Raw genomic sequence first — 15,763 nt, 5'->3', positions numbered from 1 at the left:
AAAGCCTACGTATCAGGCCTTGAACAGCAACCTCAGGAGCACCACTGGCACAACACTGCGCAATTGCTGGCTGCCTTGAATGCTGCACATTTGGGCGCATGGTGTTGGGACATCGAGAGTGGCGACATTAACTGGTCCCAAGGCACCCAAGCCTTGTTTGGTATTGATCCGCAACAGCCACTGCCGGCCAATGTGAAAACCTTAAATGCGTTGCCCTTCGAGGACTGGCCCAGAGCACAACGTGCCTTTCAGGCAGTGGTAGATGGCGTCTCTCTGGAGCCTGCGATCCATCACCGAGTTCGCTGGCCCGACGCCAGCCTGCACTGGCTGGAAATCCGTGGCAGCCTGGTTTCTGAACCGGGAGCAGCTCCCCGGATGATGGGTACAGTTCGTGACGTCACCCATCAACGCCAGCGCCAACAGGCGCTTAACAGTTCAGAGAAACGCTTCGCAACACTCTTCCACCTGTCCCCCAACTTGGTGCTCTTGGTACGCCTTGAAGATGGGCTCATCAGCGAAGCCAATCACTGCTTTGAGAGCCTGCTGGGCTGGCCGCTGAAGCACGCCATTGGTCGCACCACCCTGGAGCTGGGGCTTTGGCCCGATCCGCAACAACGCGCTCAATTTATTCAGGCCATTGGCAGCCGGAATGCTCCGGTCAATATGCAGATCCAACTGCAAGGCCGCGATGGTCAGCTGCACGATGGCATTCTCAGCGCACAACGCGTTGAGCTGGAAGGTGAGGCGTATCTGGTCAGCACCTTTCTGGACACCAGTGAACGCCAAGAAGCCGAGCAAGCCCTCAAAGACAGCCAAGAACGCCTTGACCTGGCACTTGATTCGGCCCAACTGGGCACTTGGGATTGGCACATCCCCAGCGGCAGGCTTTACGGCTCGGCTCGCGCAGCGCAACTGCATGGCCTTGAACCCGTGCCGTTCAACGAATCATTCGATGCTTTTTTTGAAGGGGTGCCCGAGCAAGAACGCCACAACATGCGTAACGCCTATCGCTCCTTGCGCGAAGGACCAGCCGGCAACTACCAACTGACCTACCGCGTGGCGTTAGAAAACGGCGAGTCTCGCTACCTTGAAAGCCGTGCCCGCCTTTATCGCGACGATAGCGGCCTGCCGCTGCGAATGGCCGGAACTCTGCTGGATATCACCGAGCAGGTGGAGCGCGAGCAACGCTTGAGCGCCTCTGAAGAGAAGTTTGCCAGTGTGTTCCAGACAAGCCCTGACCCCATTTGCGTGATGCAGGAAGACAGTGCGCAATTTATTGAAATCAACGCCAGCTTTACCCAAACCTTTGGCTGGAGCGTGAGCGACCTTCAAGACTGCCCTCTTGCCTCAACCACGCACACAGAGGCAGGAGCGCTTCATTTACGCCAGTTACAAAGCATCATTCGGGCACCTGCGAAAAACAACGCAACCATCGCCCTGCACCATAAAGATGGCGACCCGCTGACGTGCGTGATTTCCAGCCGCCACATAGAAGTGGACGGCCAACCTTGCACGGTCACGACCTTGCGTGACATTACCCAGCAACAACGTGCGCAAGCGGCACTGAAAACTAGCGAAGAAAAATTTGCCAAGGCATTTCACTCAAGCCCGGACGCCATCACCATCAGCGATTACGCCACTGGTCATTACGTAGAAGTAAACGACGGTTTCACCCGCCTGACCGGTTACAGCAGTGCCGAAGCAATTGGCCACAGCGCTTATGAACTGGGCATCTGGGGCGACAGCAACCAGCGTCAGGCCTTGCTCGATGAGTTGCAGGAAAAGGGCCGTATCAGCCACAGAGAAATGCAGGGGCGCTCCAAGCGCGGCAAGCTGCTGAACGTCGAAATCTCCATCGAACCTATTACCCTCAATGACAGAACCTGCCTGTTGTTCACCGCTCGCGACATCAGCCAGCTCAAAACCGCTCAGGCGCAGGTCAGGCATTTGGCTTATCACGACCCGTTGACTAACCTGCCCAATCGGGCGCTGTTAATGGATCGTTTAAGCCAACAAACCGCCCTGCTCCGACGTCATGACCTGCGCGGCGCATTGTTGTTTCTGGACCTTGACCACTTCAAACATATCAACGACTCGCTGGGGCATCCGGTAGGCGATTCGGTGCTAAAAGTCATCACGGCACGCCTTGAGGCCAGTGTGCGAACCGAGGACACCGTCGCGCGGCTAGGCGGCGATGAATTCGTCATTTTGCTCACCGGCCTTGAAGGTTCACTCGAAGAGGTCACCCACTCGGTGTGCGAACTGGCCAACACCTTACGCCAGCTGTTAGCCGAGCCGATGTTTCTGGACGGCCAGCGCCTGCAAGTCACTCCCAGTATTGGTATCGCACTGATCCCCGATCATGGCCGCACGCCCGCAGACCTTCTCAAACGTGCCGACATCGCGCTGTACCGGGCCAAAGACTGCGGGCGCAACACCACGCAGTTGTTTCACAGCGACATGCAAACGGCAGCCAGTGAGCGTCTGCGCATGGAAAGTGACTTGCGCACGGCACTGGCGCGCAACGAGTTCACTTTGCACTTCCAGCCTCAGGTCGATGCCCGAAACAACCGAGTGGTGGGGGCAGAAGCGCTGTTGCGCTGGCAGCACCCAGAGTTAGGCCCGCAATCGCCAGCTGACTTCATCAAAGTGCTGGAAGACAGCGGCCTGATTGTTGAGGTAGGCGCCTGGATTCTCAATCAGGCCTGCCAATCGTTTGCGCAGTTGTTGGCGCAAGGGTTGATTGATAGCGAACAGTTCAGTTTGTGCGTCAACATCAGCCCGAGACAGTTTCGCCAAAGCGATTTCGTCGAGCGGGTGCATCACTGCCTACACATCAACAATTTGCCTTGCTCAATGCTCAAGCTGGAAATTACCGAGGGCATCGTGATTCAAAATCTGGACGACACCATTGCCAAGATGCAAGAACTCAAAGCCTTAGGCGTCAGCTTTGCGATGGACGATTTTGGTACGGGCTACTCCTCACTCACGCACCTCAAGCGCTTGCCCATCGACACGATCAAAATTGATCAATCGTTTGTGCGCGACGCCATTCAGGACCCCAATGATGCTGAAATCATCCGAGCCATCATTGCAATGGCCCGCAGTTTGAAGCTTAAGGTTGTGGCCGAAGGTGTTGAACTCATTCAACAACTCAACTTTTTACAAAGCCTGGATTGCCATGTTTACCAAGGTTATTTACACAGTCGCCCGGTACCACTGGCTCAATTCAAAACGTTATTGACCTAGGGTTTTGTCATAACCTTGGCAACGCTGTCCAGAGGTTGCCACTGCTCGACTGATGACCTGCAAACGGACTACTCAGGTTGCCCTTTGCGCATGAAATAATTCGGCTCATTTCTGACTCACCAAAATAATAAGGACTCCCCATGCAAACCCCCGACATCTTTGTTCTGAGCGCTAACCGAACAGCCATCGGCACCTTCGGCGGCGCACTCAAAGACGTGCCGATGTGCGATCTAGCCACCACGGCAGTCAAGGCAGCCCTGCTCAACAGTCAGGTCGAGCCTGAACGCATTGGCCATGTTGTGATGGGTAACGTGATTCCCACCGAGCCGCAGGACGCTTATGTCTCGCGAGTGGCAGCCATTAACGCGGGCATCCCTAAAGAGACGCCGGCTTATAACGTCAACCGACTCTGCGGCTCGGGCCTGCAGGCCATTATTTCGGCAGCACACACCCTGATGCTCGGTGATGCGCAGTTCGCGATCGGTGCCGGAGTCGAGTCCATGAGTCGCGGCCCGTACTTGCTGCCTGCCGCTCGCTGGGGCGCACGCATGGGCCATGCACAGATTCAGGACTACATGCTGGGCATCCTGCACGATCCCTTTCACGGCATTCACATGGGCATTACTGCCGAAAACATTGCCGAGCAATACGCCATCAGCCGTGAGACCCAGGACGCGCTGGCATTAGCCGATCAACAGCGAGCAGCCCACGCCATTGCTCAAGGCTACTTCGACACCCAAATCGCACCCGTTGAGATTCAGAGCCGCAAAGGCAATAGCCTGTTCACTGTCGATGAACACCCACGTGCCACCACCCTTGAACAGCTTGCCCAGATGAGGCCCGCCTTCAAAAAAGATGGCAGCGTCACCGCAGGCAATGCTTCAGGCCTCAATGACGGCGCAGCGGCACTGGTACTCGCCAGTGGCGCTTCTGTCCTCAGCAGTAATCTCAAACCAATGGCCCGACTAGTGGCCTACGCCCATGCCGGAGTTGAGCCCGAACTGATGGGTCTGGGGCCTATTCCGGCCACGCGGCTGGCACTTAAGCGTGCAGGCTTGACCATCAACGATATGGATGTGATTGAAGCCAACATCGCCTTTGCCGCTCAGGCCTGCGCGGTGATGCAAGCGCTTGATATGGACCCGGCCAAGGTCAACCCCAACGGCTCAGGGATTGCGCTGGGGCACCCGGTTGGCGCCACGGGCGCGATCATCGCAACCAAAGCCATTCACCATTTGCAGCGCATTCAAGGCCGTTATGCCTTGGTGACCATGTGCATCGGTGGCGGCCAAGGCATTGCGGTCATTTTCGAGCGCGTGTAAGGCTTGCACCTCCCACAGCAGCCGCAGACCAATGCCTACGGCTGCAGCGACACAAATGCGTCCATGCCCATTTGACGAAAGCCTTGAAGTGCCCGAACCTGCCCGCCTGCTCAAACTCCGGAGTTTTTGATCACAATGCTTGCCTCGACCCACTATTGGCTCAAGCGTGCAGCGCTGATCGTCAGTGTCAGCGCCGTCACTTTGCTTGTCTGGCGTGTCTACGACACCGAACAAGGCCCGCCGCTGGCACTTTGGCACACGGTCGTTACCCACGAACTCAGTGAGCGGCAAATTGACAAAGCCGACTGGGCGCAATGGCTCGCAGCGGAGCAGCACGTGTTTGACGAAGTGCGTCGCGAGGTCAGCGACCAACTGCCGGCAAGTCAACCGCTGGGCATCAATCGCTACCAAATCAACAGCCGCGTTTACCCCGAACATTTCGCTCAGGACTGGAACCGTTCCTACGTACTGGAACCAGACGGCCCTGCCAAAGGGGCTGTGGTCTTGCTTCATGGCCTGACGGACTCACCCTACAGCCTCAGGCATATCGCTCAGCGTTACCGTGCCCTCGGATTTGTGGCCATCGGCATGCGCCTACCCGCCCACGGCACGGTGCCGGGCGCATTGACCCGCGTTGACTGGCAACAGTGGGCGGCCGCAACCCGCCTGGCGGTGCGCACGGCTCGACAAAAAGTGCCTGCACCTGCCCCGTTGCACATCGTCGGGTTCTCCAACGGAGGCGCATTGGCGGTTAAGTACGCATTGGACAGCCTCAGCGACCCGAAACAATCCAAGGCGGACCGACTGGTTCTGATTTCACCCATGATTGGCGTGACACGCTTTGCCCGCTACGCAGGGTTAGCGGGCGTGCCTGCGGTGCTTCCCGCGTTCAGCAAAGCGGCATGGCTTAGCCGACTGCCAGAATTCAATCCGTTTAAATACAATTCGTTCCCGGTAAACGCCGCCCGCCAATCATGGCTACTGACCGACGTGCTACAAACCCAACTGGCAGCCTTGGTCAAACAACCCGCATTGAGCGGCTTGCCCCCCATTCTCAGTTTCCAGTCACTGGTTGACTACACCGTCAGCACGCCCGCGGTGGTGAATAACTTGTACCGTTTACTACCTGCCAACGGCAGCGAACTGGTGCTGTTTGACCTCAATCGCGCCAGTGATTTCAGTGGGTTGCTCACCCCAAGCGCCAGCGCTCCAATTGAACAACTGCTGCCCGCCCCGCCGCGTAACTACCAAACCCGGTTGGTCACCAACCGCTCGCCACACAGCAGTGCAATGGTGGTGCGCAGCGTTGCCGCATTGTCGAGTGAGGTCACTGACACCGAGTTAGGGCTCGACTACCCACGGGACTTGTTTTCGCTATCTCATGTTGCGCTGCCCTTCCCCCAAAGCGATGCTCTGTATGGCCAGCAACCCACTGCGGATGAAGATTTTGGCGTGCATTTGGGCACCCTCGCCGCGCGCGGGGAACGCGGGGTGTTGCTGGTGCCGCTGGATACGCTGATGCGCGTCTCATCAAATCCGTTCTACCCGTATTTGATGCAACGCATTGAACAGGATATTGCGCAGGACACTGGCCCCTGAGCCCGACATGAAGCTGGCGCACAAGGCGCCAGCTTCATGCAGGTTACTTGCCTGCCGTTAAGGTGTTGTAACTGGTGATCAAGTTGCGATAGTCCGGAATGTGGTTGGAGAACAATGCGCCAAGGCCTTCAACGTCATTGCGCCAGTCACGATGCAGCTCGCAGGCCAGACCGAACCAAGTCATCAGTTGCGCGCCTGAGGCGGACATTCTGTCCCACGCTGAGTGGCGAGTGATTTCGTTGAATGTGCCCGAAGCATCAGTGACCACAAACACTTCGTAGCCCTCGGCCAGTGCCGACAGCGCCGGGAAGGCCACGCACACTTCTGTGACCACTCCCGCAATGATTAGCTGCTTTTTGCCAGTGGCTTTAATCGCCTGGACGAAGTCTTCGTTGTCCCAGGCATTGATCTGGCCCGGACGGGCAATGTAAGGCGCATCGGGGAACAGCGCCTTGAGTTCTGGCACCAGCGGGCCATTGGGGCCTGTCTCGAAACTGGTGGTCAGGATGGTCGGCAACTTGAAGTACTTGGCCAGATCAGCCAGTGCCAACACGTTATTTTTGAACTTGTCGGGGTCAATGTCGCGCACTAAAGACAGTAAACCGGCTTGATGATCCACCAACAAAACGGCGGCATTGTCCTTGTCCAAACGTTTGTAAGAAGTTGTCACGGGGTTTACCTCTCTAAGGTTGAAACATAGTGCTGCGGGCCATGACCCTTCATGGCCCGCAGGTGCTTACTCACGCCACATCAGCCAACCTTAGCCGGGCATCTGGCCAAAACGACCTGACTGAAAGTCCACAAACGCTTGATGAATCTCGGCCTCTGTGTTCATCACAAACGGGCCGTGACCCACAATCGGCTCGTCGATCGGCTCACCACTCAAAATCAGCAATACTGCGTCGTTGCTGGCTTCAAGTTGCATCTGTGTGCCTTGCCGATCGAACAACGCGAGCTGACCTTCACTGACCGTTTCTTTGCCATTGACCTCAACGACACCGTGCAGCACCACCAATGCGGTGTTACGGCCTTCGTGCAGATCGAGCGTAGTCGACTTACCTGCATTCAAGCGGATATCCCACACGTCTATTGGCGTAAACGTACGGGCTGGGCCGCGCTTGCCGTCGAACTCACCGGCAATTAGCCGCAAGCTACCGGCGTTGTTTTTAAGCGCCAGATTCGGGATATCCCGATCCAAAATGCCTTGGTAACCGGGCTCGGACATTTTGTCCTTGGCGGGCAAGTTGACCCACAACTGAACCATCTCAAGCGTGCCGCCACTACGGGCAAAGGCTTCAGAATGGAACTCTTCATGCAAGATCCCAGAAGCTGCGGTCATCCATTGCACATCGCCTGGCCCAATCACGCCGCCGTTGCCCGTTGAGTCGCGATGCTCGACTTCACCTTTGTAAACGATGGTTACGGTTTCAAAACCTCGATGCGGATGCTGGCCCACGCCACGGCGCTGAGTGGTAGGTGTGAACTCAGCCGGGCCTGCGTAATCGAGCAATAAAAATGGGCTGACGTGTTTACCCATGCTGTCGTAGGAAAACAACGTACGAACCGGAAAACCATCACCGACCCAATGCCCGCGAGGGGCGGTGTAGATACCAAGCATGTTTTTCATGTTGCACCTCCTGTCATTCATGGCAACAGCTTAGATTCGTCTCAGTTTGTCGACTAGACTGCGATTTCAGACCTTAACGTTCTATTTGGAGAACGATGGTGGAAGACCTCAACACGCTTTATTACTTCACCCAAGTGGTCGAACATCGTGGTTTTGCTGCGGCTGGCCGAGCGCTGGACATGCCAAAGTCCAAACTCAGCAGGCGCATTGCACAACTCGAAGAACGCCTTGGCGTGCGGCTGATTCAGCGTAGTAGCCGCCACTGTTCGCTGACGGAAATTGGTCAGGAGTATTACCAACGCTGTCGAGCCATGTGCATTGAAGCCCAGGCCGCAGCTGAGGTGATCGAACGCAATCGTTCGGAGCCACAAGGCGTCGTGCGCCTGAGTTGCCCTACGTCGCTGCTTAATTCGTGGGTCAGCGCCATGCTGGCGCGTTACATGCTCAAGTACCCGCTGGTGGAGCTGCATGTGGAAAGCACCAATCGGCGGGTGGATGTGATTGAAGAAGGGTTTGATATCGCCATTCGCGTACGATTCCCGCCGCTGGACAACAGCGAGCTGGTGATGAAAGTGCTGGGTAACAGCATGCAGTGTCTGGTGGCCAGCCCCTCGTACCTCAAGAACTTTTCAACCCCCCCGACACCCGCAGACCTGAGCGGCCTGCCCAGCCTGTATTGGGGCTCAGCTCATCGCGAATACCTGTGGGAGTTGTTCGGCCCCAATGGCGCCAGCGCCCTGATTCGCCATACCCCAAAACTGATCACCGACGACCTGCCCGCGCTGCGTCAGGCCGCTATTGCCGGGCTCGGCGTGGTGCATGTGCCGCGCGTGGTGGTACGTGACGAACTCGCTGCTGGCCTGTTGGTGAATGTGCTACCGGACTGGACGCCAAAAAGTGGCATCGTGCATGCGGTGTTCCCTTCGCGCCGCGGCCTGTTGCCATCGGTGCGCACGTTGATTGACTTTCTGGCACAGGAGTTCAGCCACAGCGATGTGACTTGATGTGCCTGACTGAGCCTGCACGCTAAATTTATCCCGTTGCCCCTCGTTCTCTCCTGATAGCAAAGGCCGTGCGCCGGCCCCTTGACGGCGGATTTCTACTGAGATGGCAATGACTAAACCACGTTCAAAAAAAGCCCTGCTTGTTGGGCTGCCTCTGGCTCTGGCCGCCGCCATCGGTGGTGGCTTTCTGGTCTGGGACACGTTTTACAAGGGCACCGCGGGCTATCCGCTGGCAATCATTAAACAGGCCGATGAGTTGCAAGAGCGCCTGTTGTCATTCGACAGCCATATCACGGTGCCACTTGAATTGGGGACTGCAGGCAATGAAGCCGACAAGGACGGCCCCGGTCAGTTTGACCTGGCCAAGGTGGCCAAGGGCCGTTTGTCTGGCGCAGCGTTGACGATTTTCGGCTGGCCCGAAATCTGGAACGGCCCCAATGCCCCGCACCGCCCAAGCGCGGGGTTTGTCGACGCGGCTCGCAACGAGCAGCAAGCGCGCTACCAAATCATTACCAGCATGGTGCGTGACTTCCCCAACCAAGTGGCAATTGCCTACACCCCTGATGACTTCCGGCGCCTGCACGGCGAAGGCAAGTTTGCGATTTTTATCAGCATGCTCAACGCCTACCCATTGGGCAACGACATCAATCAACTCGACCTATGGGCGGCACGCGGCATGCGCATGTTTGGTTTCAGCTATGTCGGCAACAACGACTGGGCGGACTCTTCACGCCCTCTGCCCTTTTTCAATGACACCCCCAACGCCCTCAATGGCCTGTCCGAAACAGGCAAACAAGCGGTGCATCGGCTGAATGATCTGGGAGTGATCATCGACGTGTCACAAATGTCGACCCAAGCACTGGAGCAAGTCAGCCAGCTCAGCCGCGCCCCGATGGTGGCTTCGCACTCCGCGCCCCGCGCCTTGGTGGACATCCCGCGTAACCTCAGCGACAAAGAAATGCAGCTGATTAAAGACAGCGACGGCGTGGTGCAAATTGTAGGGTTTCCAACCTATCTACGGCCCCTGAGCCAAGCCACTCAGGACAAACTCAACAGCCTACGCAAACAATTCGACTTGCCTGCCTTGCACTCACTGGAAATGGCCTTAATGCCCGGTGACGCAATCATCACTGTGTGGCCCGAGCAACGTTTCGGGGAGTACGCGGGTGGCCTGTACGGCATTGTCGAAGAAGAACCCAAAGCCACGCTAAAAGACTTTGGCGACGCGATTGACTATGCCGTTAAGAAAATAGGCATCGATCATGTGGGTATCAGTTCTGACTTCAACGATGGCGGCGGGCTGGATGGCTGGAAGGACGTCAGCGAAACCCGCAACGTCACCGCCGAGCTGTTGCAACGCGGCTACTCAGAAGCCGACATCGCCAAACTCTGGGGCGGCAATTTTTTGCGGGTTTGGGACGCCGTGCAAAAAGCCGCCCAGCCCACGACTTCTCATTAAGTGAATGTACTGACTATGCCTACCTTGAAACCGCTGTATTGCTTGTCTATCGCGGCCCTGTTTAGCGGCCTGGCATCAGCGTTGGCGCAGGCTGCCCCACCTGTGAGCGCAATGGCCAAACCGGGCACTGTGTTCAAAGACTGCAAAGACTGCCCGCAGATGGTGGTGTTGCCCACCGGCAGTTTCATGATGGGCACGCCCGACGATGAAGTCGGGCGTGAACCCGACGAAAGCCCACTGCATAAAGTGACCTTCAGCAAGCCCTTGGCTATCAGCCGCTTTCAGGTAACGGCGGGCGAGTTCGACGCTTACATCAAGCAAACCGGGGTCAAGATTGCCGATGGTGACGACCGCCCAGGCCGTGAGTGCATCGCCAGCAAACCGCGCTACCCCCAAGGCCCGCGCCAGCCAGCGGTGTGCATGGACTTTAACGACGTCAAAAACTACGTCAGCTGGATCGCCCACAAAACCGGCAAACCCTATCGCATGGTCAGCGAGGCCACCCGCGAATATGCTGCACGCGCGGGTTCCACGGGGCCTTTTCCGTTCCCGATGGATGAAGGCAAGGAATACAGCATCGCCAAACATGCCAACACCTATGGCCCTACCGACGGCTACAGCTTCACCTCGCCTGTAGGCAGCTACCCGCCCAATGCCTTTGGCGTGTATGACATGCACGGCAACGTGTACGAATGGCTGGCCGACTGCAAACACACTGATTACGTAGGCGCCCCGAGCGATGGCAGCGCATGGGTGGCCGACAGCAGCTGTGAACTGCGCCAGATTCGCGGCAACGATTGGGGTGAAGCCCCTGTGTTTTCGCGCTCTGGTAACCGTAACGACATCTACCCGCAAACCCGCGGCGACTGGGTTGGGTTCCGAGTTGAACGCGACCTGTAAAGCTTCAACACCCTCGTTATTCAAGCCAGAGCTTGCTGGCGCAAGGTTCACAGCCGTGTGCTTAAAACACATTGCGACCTGTGCGCGCGCAAGCTCGCAGCTACACCTGTGTCAGGGATCCACGCCTCGCGCTAAATCTCAAGCCCAATCACTCGTTCACAAGAGACTGTCCTTCCCTTGATCCAAGGAACTCTTGTTTATGAGCCAGCCCGCCACGCCCCGGACCTCGCCCGGGGTTCTTCGAGAACTGTTCAATCTGCTCAAACCGTTCCGGCTGATTGTCAGTCTGTCTGTCCTGCTGGGGATGATCGGCGGTTTAAGCGTCACGGTGCTGCTGGCAACCATTAACAGCGCTCTGCACGCCGAAAACGGTCTGACCAACCACGTCGTCGCGCTGTTCGCGGGTCTCTGTGTGCTGGCACTGATCAGCACTATTTGCTCGGACATCGGCAGCAACTACGTGGGGCAACACATCATCGCCAAGTTGCGCAAAGAACTGGGCGAAAAAGTGCTGTCAGCGCCCATCTCACAAATTGAGCGTTACCGCAGCCACCGGCTTATCCCGGTGCTGACCCACGACGTCGACACTATCAGCGATTTCGCATTTGCATTCGCCCCGCTGGCCATTTCGCTGACGGTCACCTTGGGCTGCATGGGGTACTTGGCGATGCTGTCCTGGCCCATGTTTTTGATGATGCTGGTGGCCATTGTGATCGGCACGATCATTCAGTACATCGCTCGCGGCTATGGCCTTAATGGTTTTTCTGAGGCCCGTGAAGCCGAAGACGAGCTGCAAAAGCACTACAACGCTATTGCCGAAGGTGCCAAGGAACTGCGCATCCATCGCCCACGCCGCCAGCGCATGTTTGCCTCCGGCATTACCCGTACCGCGCAAAAAATCTGCGACATTCAGGTGCGCTCGATCAACACCTTCGTCATTGCCAAAAGCCTGGGCTCGATGTTGTTTTTCGTGGTCATTGGCCTGGCGCTGGCCATGCAGTCGTTCTGGCCCAGCGCCACCCCCGGCGTGATCAGCGGCTTCGTGTTGGTGTTGCTGTACATGAAAGGCCCGCTGGAGCACTTGATCAGCACGTTGCCGATTATCAGCCGTGCGCAAATAGCTTTTCGCCGCATTGCAGACCTGTCCGAGCAATTCAACTCGCCAGAACCCCACCTGCTGCTTAGTGAGCAAGGCGCACAAGACAAAACGGTCAACAGCCTTGAGTTAGTCGATGTTGATTACAGCTTTGCGTCAGTGGATGGCAACGCGCCCTTTCGTCTGGGCCCCGTGAATCTGAAAATCAATCAAGGCGACATTGTGTTCATCGTCGGCGAAAACGGCTGCGGCAAAACCACCTTGATCAAGTTACTGCTGGGGTTGTACGCGCCACAACAAGGGCAAATCCGCCTGAATGGCCAACCCGTCAACGCCGAAAATCGCGATGACTATCGCCAACTGTTCACCACGATCTTTGCTGATTACTACCTGTTCGATGATGTAGTGCAAGGCGACATGGCCATCCCTCAAGACGCCGAGCAGTACCTCAAGCGTCTGGAAATCTCACACAAAGTCAGTATCAACGACGGCCAATTCAGCACCACCGACCTCTCCACGGGCCAGCGCAAGCGGCTGGCGTTGGTCAACGCATGGCTCGAAGAGCGCCCTGTGCTGGTCTTCGACGAATGGGCGGCCGATCAGGACCCTACCTTCCGACGGATTTTCTACACCGAGCTGCTACCCGACCTTAAACGTCTGGGAAAAACCATCATCGTGATCTCCCACGACGATCGTTATTTCGACGTCGCCGACCAATTGGTGCGCATGGACAGCGGCAAGGTCAGCACAGCTGCGGCATTCGCCTGAGTCAACACACAAGGTCTGTAGGAACAAGCCGCGCGTGATCAGAAACCTGACCTTTGGTTAATCGCGAGCAAGATCGCTCCTTCATAGGGTGTAGGACTGTAAGAAATTTATTTCACCTTTTTCAGGAACTTGTATCTGGTTTTAAGATCGTGCTGCGTCTAATAACTATTCCCATTAACAAACAATAATTTCTCCTCCGGAGCTTAGGCACGTAATGCAACGACCAAACTTGAGCCGAACCCCTCTTTCGATCGCAACCCAGCGCCAGACTGTACGACGCACCCTGTTGTCGAGCGCCTTTGTTGCCTCGGTGCTATTGGGCTGCTCTATCGCGCAGGCTGCACCGGTGGCCCTGAACATCCCGGCACAGTCATTGGCCAGCGCATTGAATGAGTTTGGCAAGCAGGCCAATCTGCAGGTGCTGTACAGCCCGGATCAGGTTCAAGGGATCAAATCGCATTCGGTGTCCGGCTCATTGGAACCGGTCAAGGCGCTTGAAGCCTTGCTACAAGGCAGCGGCATTTCGTATCAACTCAGCGGCGACACGGTGATTTTGAACGCTCCCCAAGGCAAAGGCCTTGAGCTGGGTGCAACCACTGTTTCCGGCCAAGGCATGGGCCAGTCGCTGACGACTGAAGACACCGGTTCGTACACCACAGGTGCAAGCAACAGCTCGACCAAGCTGGCCCTGTCGCTGCGCGAAACCCCACAGACCGTGACCGTGATCACCCGTCAATTGATGGACGATCAGGCTGTGCAGAGCATCGGCGACGTGCTGCGTAACGCTCCAGGTATTTCCACACAGGCTTACGACAGCGACCGCATGGAGTACTCGACACGCGGCTACGCCATCACTAACTTCCAGTACGACGGCGTTAACACCCAATATGACGGGGTTTTCGATGAAGGTGCGACCAAGGTCGACATGGCCTTGTATGACCGCGTTGACATCATCAAAGGCGCTACCGGCTTGCTGTCAGGCTCTGGCGAGCCTTCAGCCACGGTCAACCTGATCCGTAAAAAACCCACCCGCGAATTCAAGGCTTCGGTGACGGGCAGTGTGGGCTCGTGGGACAACTACCGCACCGAAGGGGATATTTCCGGCCCTTTGAATGAAGATGGCAGCATCCGTGGCCGGATGGTGGGGGTCTATCAGGATGCCGATTCGTACATCGATCATTACTCGAAAAAGAATGAGGTGTTCTACGGCATCATCGAAGCCGATCTCACACCTGATACCTTGTTCACCTTTGGCATGGACTACCAAAACATCAAGCCGCGTGGCTCCTCTTGGACGGGCAACCCGTATTACTTCTCCAACTACAGCAAGACCGACTTCAGCCGCTCGTTCAACCCGGCAACCGACTGGAGCCGTCGCGATGTGGTCGCCAAAAGTACGTTCGCCTCTTTGGAGCATCGCTTTGCCAACGACTGGAAAGTGAAAGGCACGCTCAACCAACAAACCAATGATCACGATACCCAACTGGGCTCGGCCAGCGGCGGTATGCCTGATCCGGTCACCGGCGAGGGCATGTTCTTCTACTGGGGCAAATGGGAAGGCCATCGCGTACAAAACACCTTCGACCTCAATGCCACCGGCCCCTTCAGCCTGTTTGGCCGCGAGCATGAGATGGTGGTGGGTGTGACGTCTCAGTCCTCCCGACAAACCGGCGCGACCTTTGACGCCACAGAGTTCGGCTTAGTGCCAGGCAGCATCTTTGACTGGAACGGCCATTATCCGCAGCCGAACTTCCCGAAAAACGGCAAGTACGAAACCAATAAAAACGAAAACAGTGCTTACCTCGCGGCGCGCTTTAAACCAACCGACGACCTGTCTGTGATTCTCGGTAGCCGTGTAAGCGACTACCAGTACAACGATACTCGCAAGTACTACACCCAAACTCCGACCTTCTCAGACAACAAAACCACGTCCAAACAACACGGCAAAGTCACACCGTACGCAGGCGCGGTGTATGACTTGAACGAGACCTACTCTGTGTATGCCAGCTACACCTCGATTTACAAACCGGTCACCGAAAAGAGCAAATCCGGGACGACCTTGGCGCCAACCGAAGGCAACAGCTACGAAATCGGCTTGAAGGGTGAATACTTCGACGGACGCTTAAATGCCAGCGCAGCACTCTTTCGCACCGAGCAAAAAAACTTGGCGGTCAATGCCGGTGTCAACGCCGCCAACGAAACTTACTATGAGTCGGTTGATGGCGCGGTCACCAAGGGTATCGAGCTTGAGCTGGCCGGTGAGCTGATGCCGGACTGGAACGTCATGGCGGGTTACACCTACGCCCAAACCAAAACCGACGATGGCGGCCGTCTGTATGGCTACCCACTGGAAACCACCAAGCCTGAAAACGTGGCGCGAGTATTCACCACCTATCGCCTGCCGGGCGTGCTGAACAAGGTCACCGTGGGCGGTGGTGTGAACTGGCAGAGCCCGTTCTACGGCAAGATCTGGAATGATGCCAAAGCCGATTACGACATCATCGAGCAAGGCAGCTACGCGCTGGTTAACCTGATGACCCGTTACGAGTACAACGAACACTTGGCCTTCAACCTCAACGCCAACAACGTATTCGACAAAAAGTACCTGTCGGGTCTGGGTAACTTCAGCACCACTTACTACGGCGAGCCACGCAGCCTGATGCTGACTACCAAGTACACCTTCTAAGCAATAACCTGCTCCAGCAAAGCCCCGGCCCTCATTAGTCGGGGCTTTTGCGT

At 56.7% G+C, this 15,763-nt stretch carries 9 protein-coding genes and 1 pseudogene; 8 read left to right on the top strand and 2 right to left on the bottom strand.

Features of this window, described 5'->3' with window-relative positions; translation table 11 throughout:
- Positions 1–54: 54 nt before the first annotated feature.
- The 3 genes and pseudogenes from ACZRJQ_RS02460 to ACZRJQ_RS02450 all read left to right on the top strand — a co-directional run.
- Positions 55–3,249: pseudogene (locus ACZRJQ_RS02460) on the top strand (EAL domain-containing protein); the annotation flags it as partial.
- A 140-nt stretch (positions 3,250–3,389) separates the two neighbouring features.
- A complete protein-coding gene (locus tag ACZRJQ_RS02455) occupies positions 3,390–4,571 on the top strand; it encodes an acetyl-CoA C-acyltransferase family protein (RefSeq protein WP_463976814.1) in 1,182 nt (393 codons plus the stop codon).
- 135 nt (positions 4,572–4,706) lie between these two features.
- On the top strand, positions 4,707–6,170 hold the full coding sequence (locus ACZRJQ_RS02450) for an alpha/beta hydrolase (protein ID WP_463976813.1): 1,464 nt from the start codon (positions 4,707–4,709) through the stop codon (positions 6,168–6,170).
- Positions 6,171–6,213: 43 nt separating this feature from the next.
- Here ACZRJQ_RS02450 and ycaC read toward each other — a convergent pair whose 3' ends face one another.
- Together ycaC and ACZRJQ_RS02440 are read right to left on the bottom strand one after the other, a co-directional pair.
- Positions 6,214–6,840, bottom strand: coding sequence for an isochorismate family cysteine hydrolase YcaC (gene ycaC / locus ACZRJQ_RS02445; protein ID WP_463976812.1), 627 nt, complete (start codon positions 6,838–6,840; stop codon positions 6,214–6,216).
- A gap of 90 nt (positions 6,841–6,930) precedes the next feature.
- On the bottom strand, positions 6,931–7,797 hold the full coding sequence (locus tag ACZRJQ_RS02440; RefSeq protein ID WP_463976811.1) for a pirin family protein: 867 nt from the start codon (positions 7,795–7,797) through the stop codon (positions 6,931–6,933).
- Between the two features lie 95 nt (positions 7,798–7,892).
- Between ACZRJQ_RS02440 and ACZRJQ_RS02435 the strand changes: the two genes are divergently transcribed.
- From ACZRJQ_RS02435 to ACZRJQ_RS02415, 5 genes are all read left to right on the top strand, one after another.
- Positions 7,893–8,801, top strand: a complete 909-nt coding sequence (locus ACZRJQ_RS02435; RefSeq protein WP_463976810.1) for a LysR family transcriptional regulator — start codon at positions 7,893–7,895, stop codon at positions 8,799–8,801.
- Positions 8,802–8,910: 109 nt separating this feature from the next.
- Entirely contained in the window at positions 8,911–10,260 is a 1,350-nt protein-coding gene (gene pvdM, locus ACZRJQ_RS02430) for a pyoverdine-tailoring dipeptidase-like protein PvdM (protein WP_463976809.1), read from the top strand.
- A 15-nt stretch (positions 10,261–10,275) separates the two neighbouring features.
- On the top strand, positions 10,276–11,160 hold the full coding sequence (gene pvdO, locus ACZRJQ_RS02425; protein WP_463976808.1) for a dihydropyoverdine dehydrogenase: 885 nt from the start codon (positions 10,276–10,278) through the stop codon (positions 11,158–11,160).
- A gap of 199 nt (positions 11,161–11,359) precedes the next feature.
- Positions 11,360–13,024 carry a cyclic peptide export ABC transporter gene (locus ACZRJQ_RS02420; RefSeq protein WP_463976807.1) on the top strand — a complete coding sequence of 555 codons (1,665 nt, stop codon included), beginning with the start codon at positions 11,360–11,362 and terminating at the stop codon, positions 13,022–13,024.
- Between the two features lie 214 nt (positions 13,025–13,238).
- Entirely contained in the window at positions 13,239–15,710 is a 2,472-nt protein-coding gene (locus tag ACZRJQ_RS02415) for a TonB-dependent siderophore receptor (protein ID WP_463976806.1), read from the top strand.
- The last annotated feature ends 53 nt before the right edge of the window (positions 15,711–15,763 follow it).

The organism is Pseudomonas sp. E315 (assembly GCF_055406205.1).
This window is presented reverse-complemented; position numbering and strand designations above follow the sequence as displayed.

What these genes read in the sequence shown, in the direction of transcription:
- ACZRJQ_RS02455 (WP_463976814.1), top strand. Translation starts at nt 3,390, where the DNA reads ATGCAAACCCCCGACATCTTTGTTCTGAGCGCTAACCGAACAGCCATC.
- pvdM (WP_463976809.1), top strand. Translation starts at nt 8,911, where the DNA reads ATGACTAAACCACGTTCAAAAAAAGCCCTGCTTGTTGGGCTGCCTCTG.
- ACZRJQ_RS02450 (WP_463976813.1), top strand. Translation starts at nt 4,707, where the DNA reads ATGCTTGCCTCGACCCACTATTGGCTCAAGCGTGCAGCGCTGATCGTC.
- ACZRJQ_RS02420 (WP_463976807.1), top strand. Translation starts at nt 11,360, where the DNA reads ATGAGCCAGCCCGCCACGCCCCGGACCTCGCCCGGGGTTCTTCGAGAA.
- ACZRJQ_RS02415 (WP_463976806.1), top strand. Translation starts at nt 13,239, where the DNA reads ATGCAACGACCAAACTTGAGCCGAACCCCTCTTTCGATCGCAACCCAG.
- ACZRJQ_RS02435 (WP_463976810.1), top strand. Translation starts at nt 7,893, where the DNA reads ATGGTGGAAGACCTCAACACGCTTTATTACTTCACCCAAGTGGTCGAA.
- ACZRJQ_RS02440 (WP_463976811.1), bottom strand. Translation starts at nt 7,797, where the DNA reads ATGAAAAACATGCTTGGTATCTACACCGCCCCTCGCGGGCATTGGGTC.
- pvdO (WP_463976808.1), top strand. Translation starts at nt 10,276, where the DNA reads ATGCCTACCTTGAAACCGCTGTATTGCTTGTCTATCGCGGCCCTGTTT.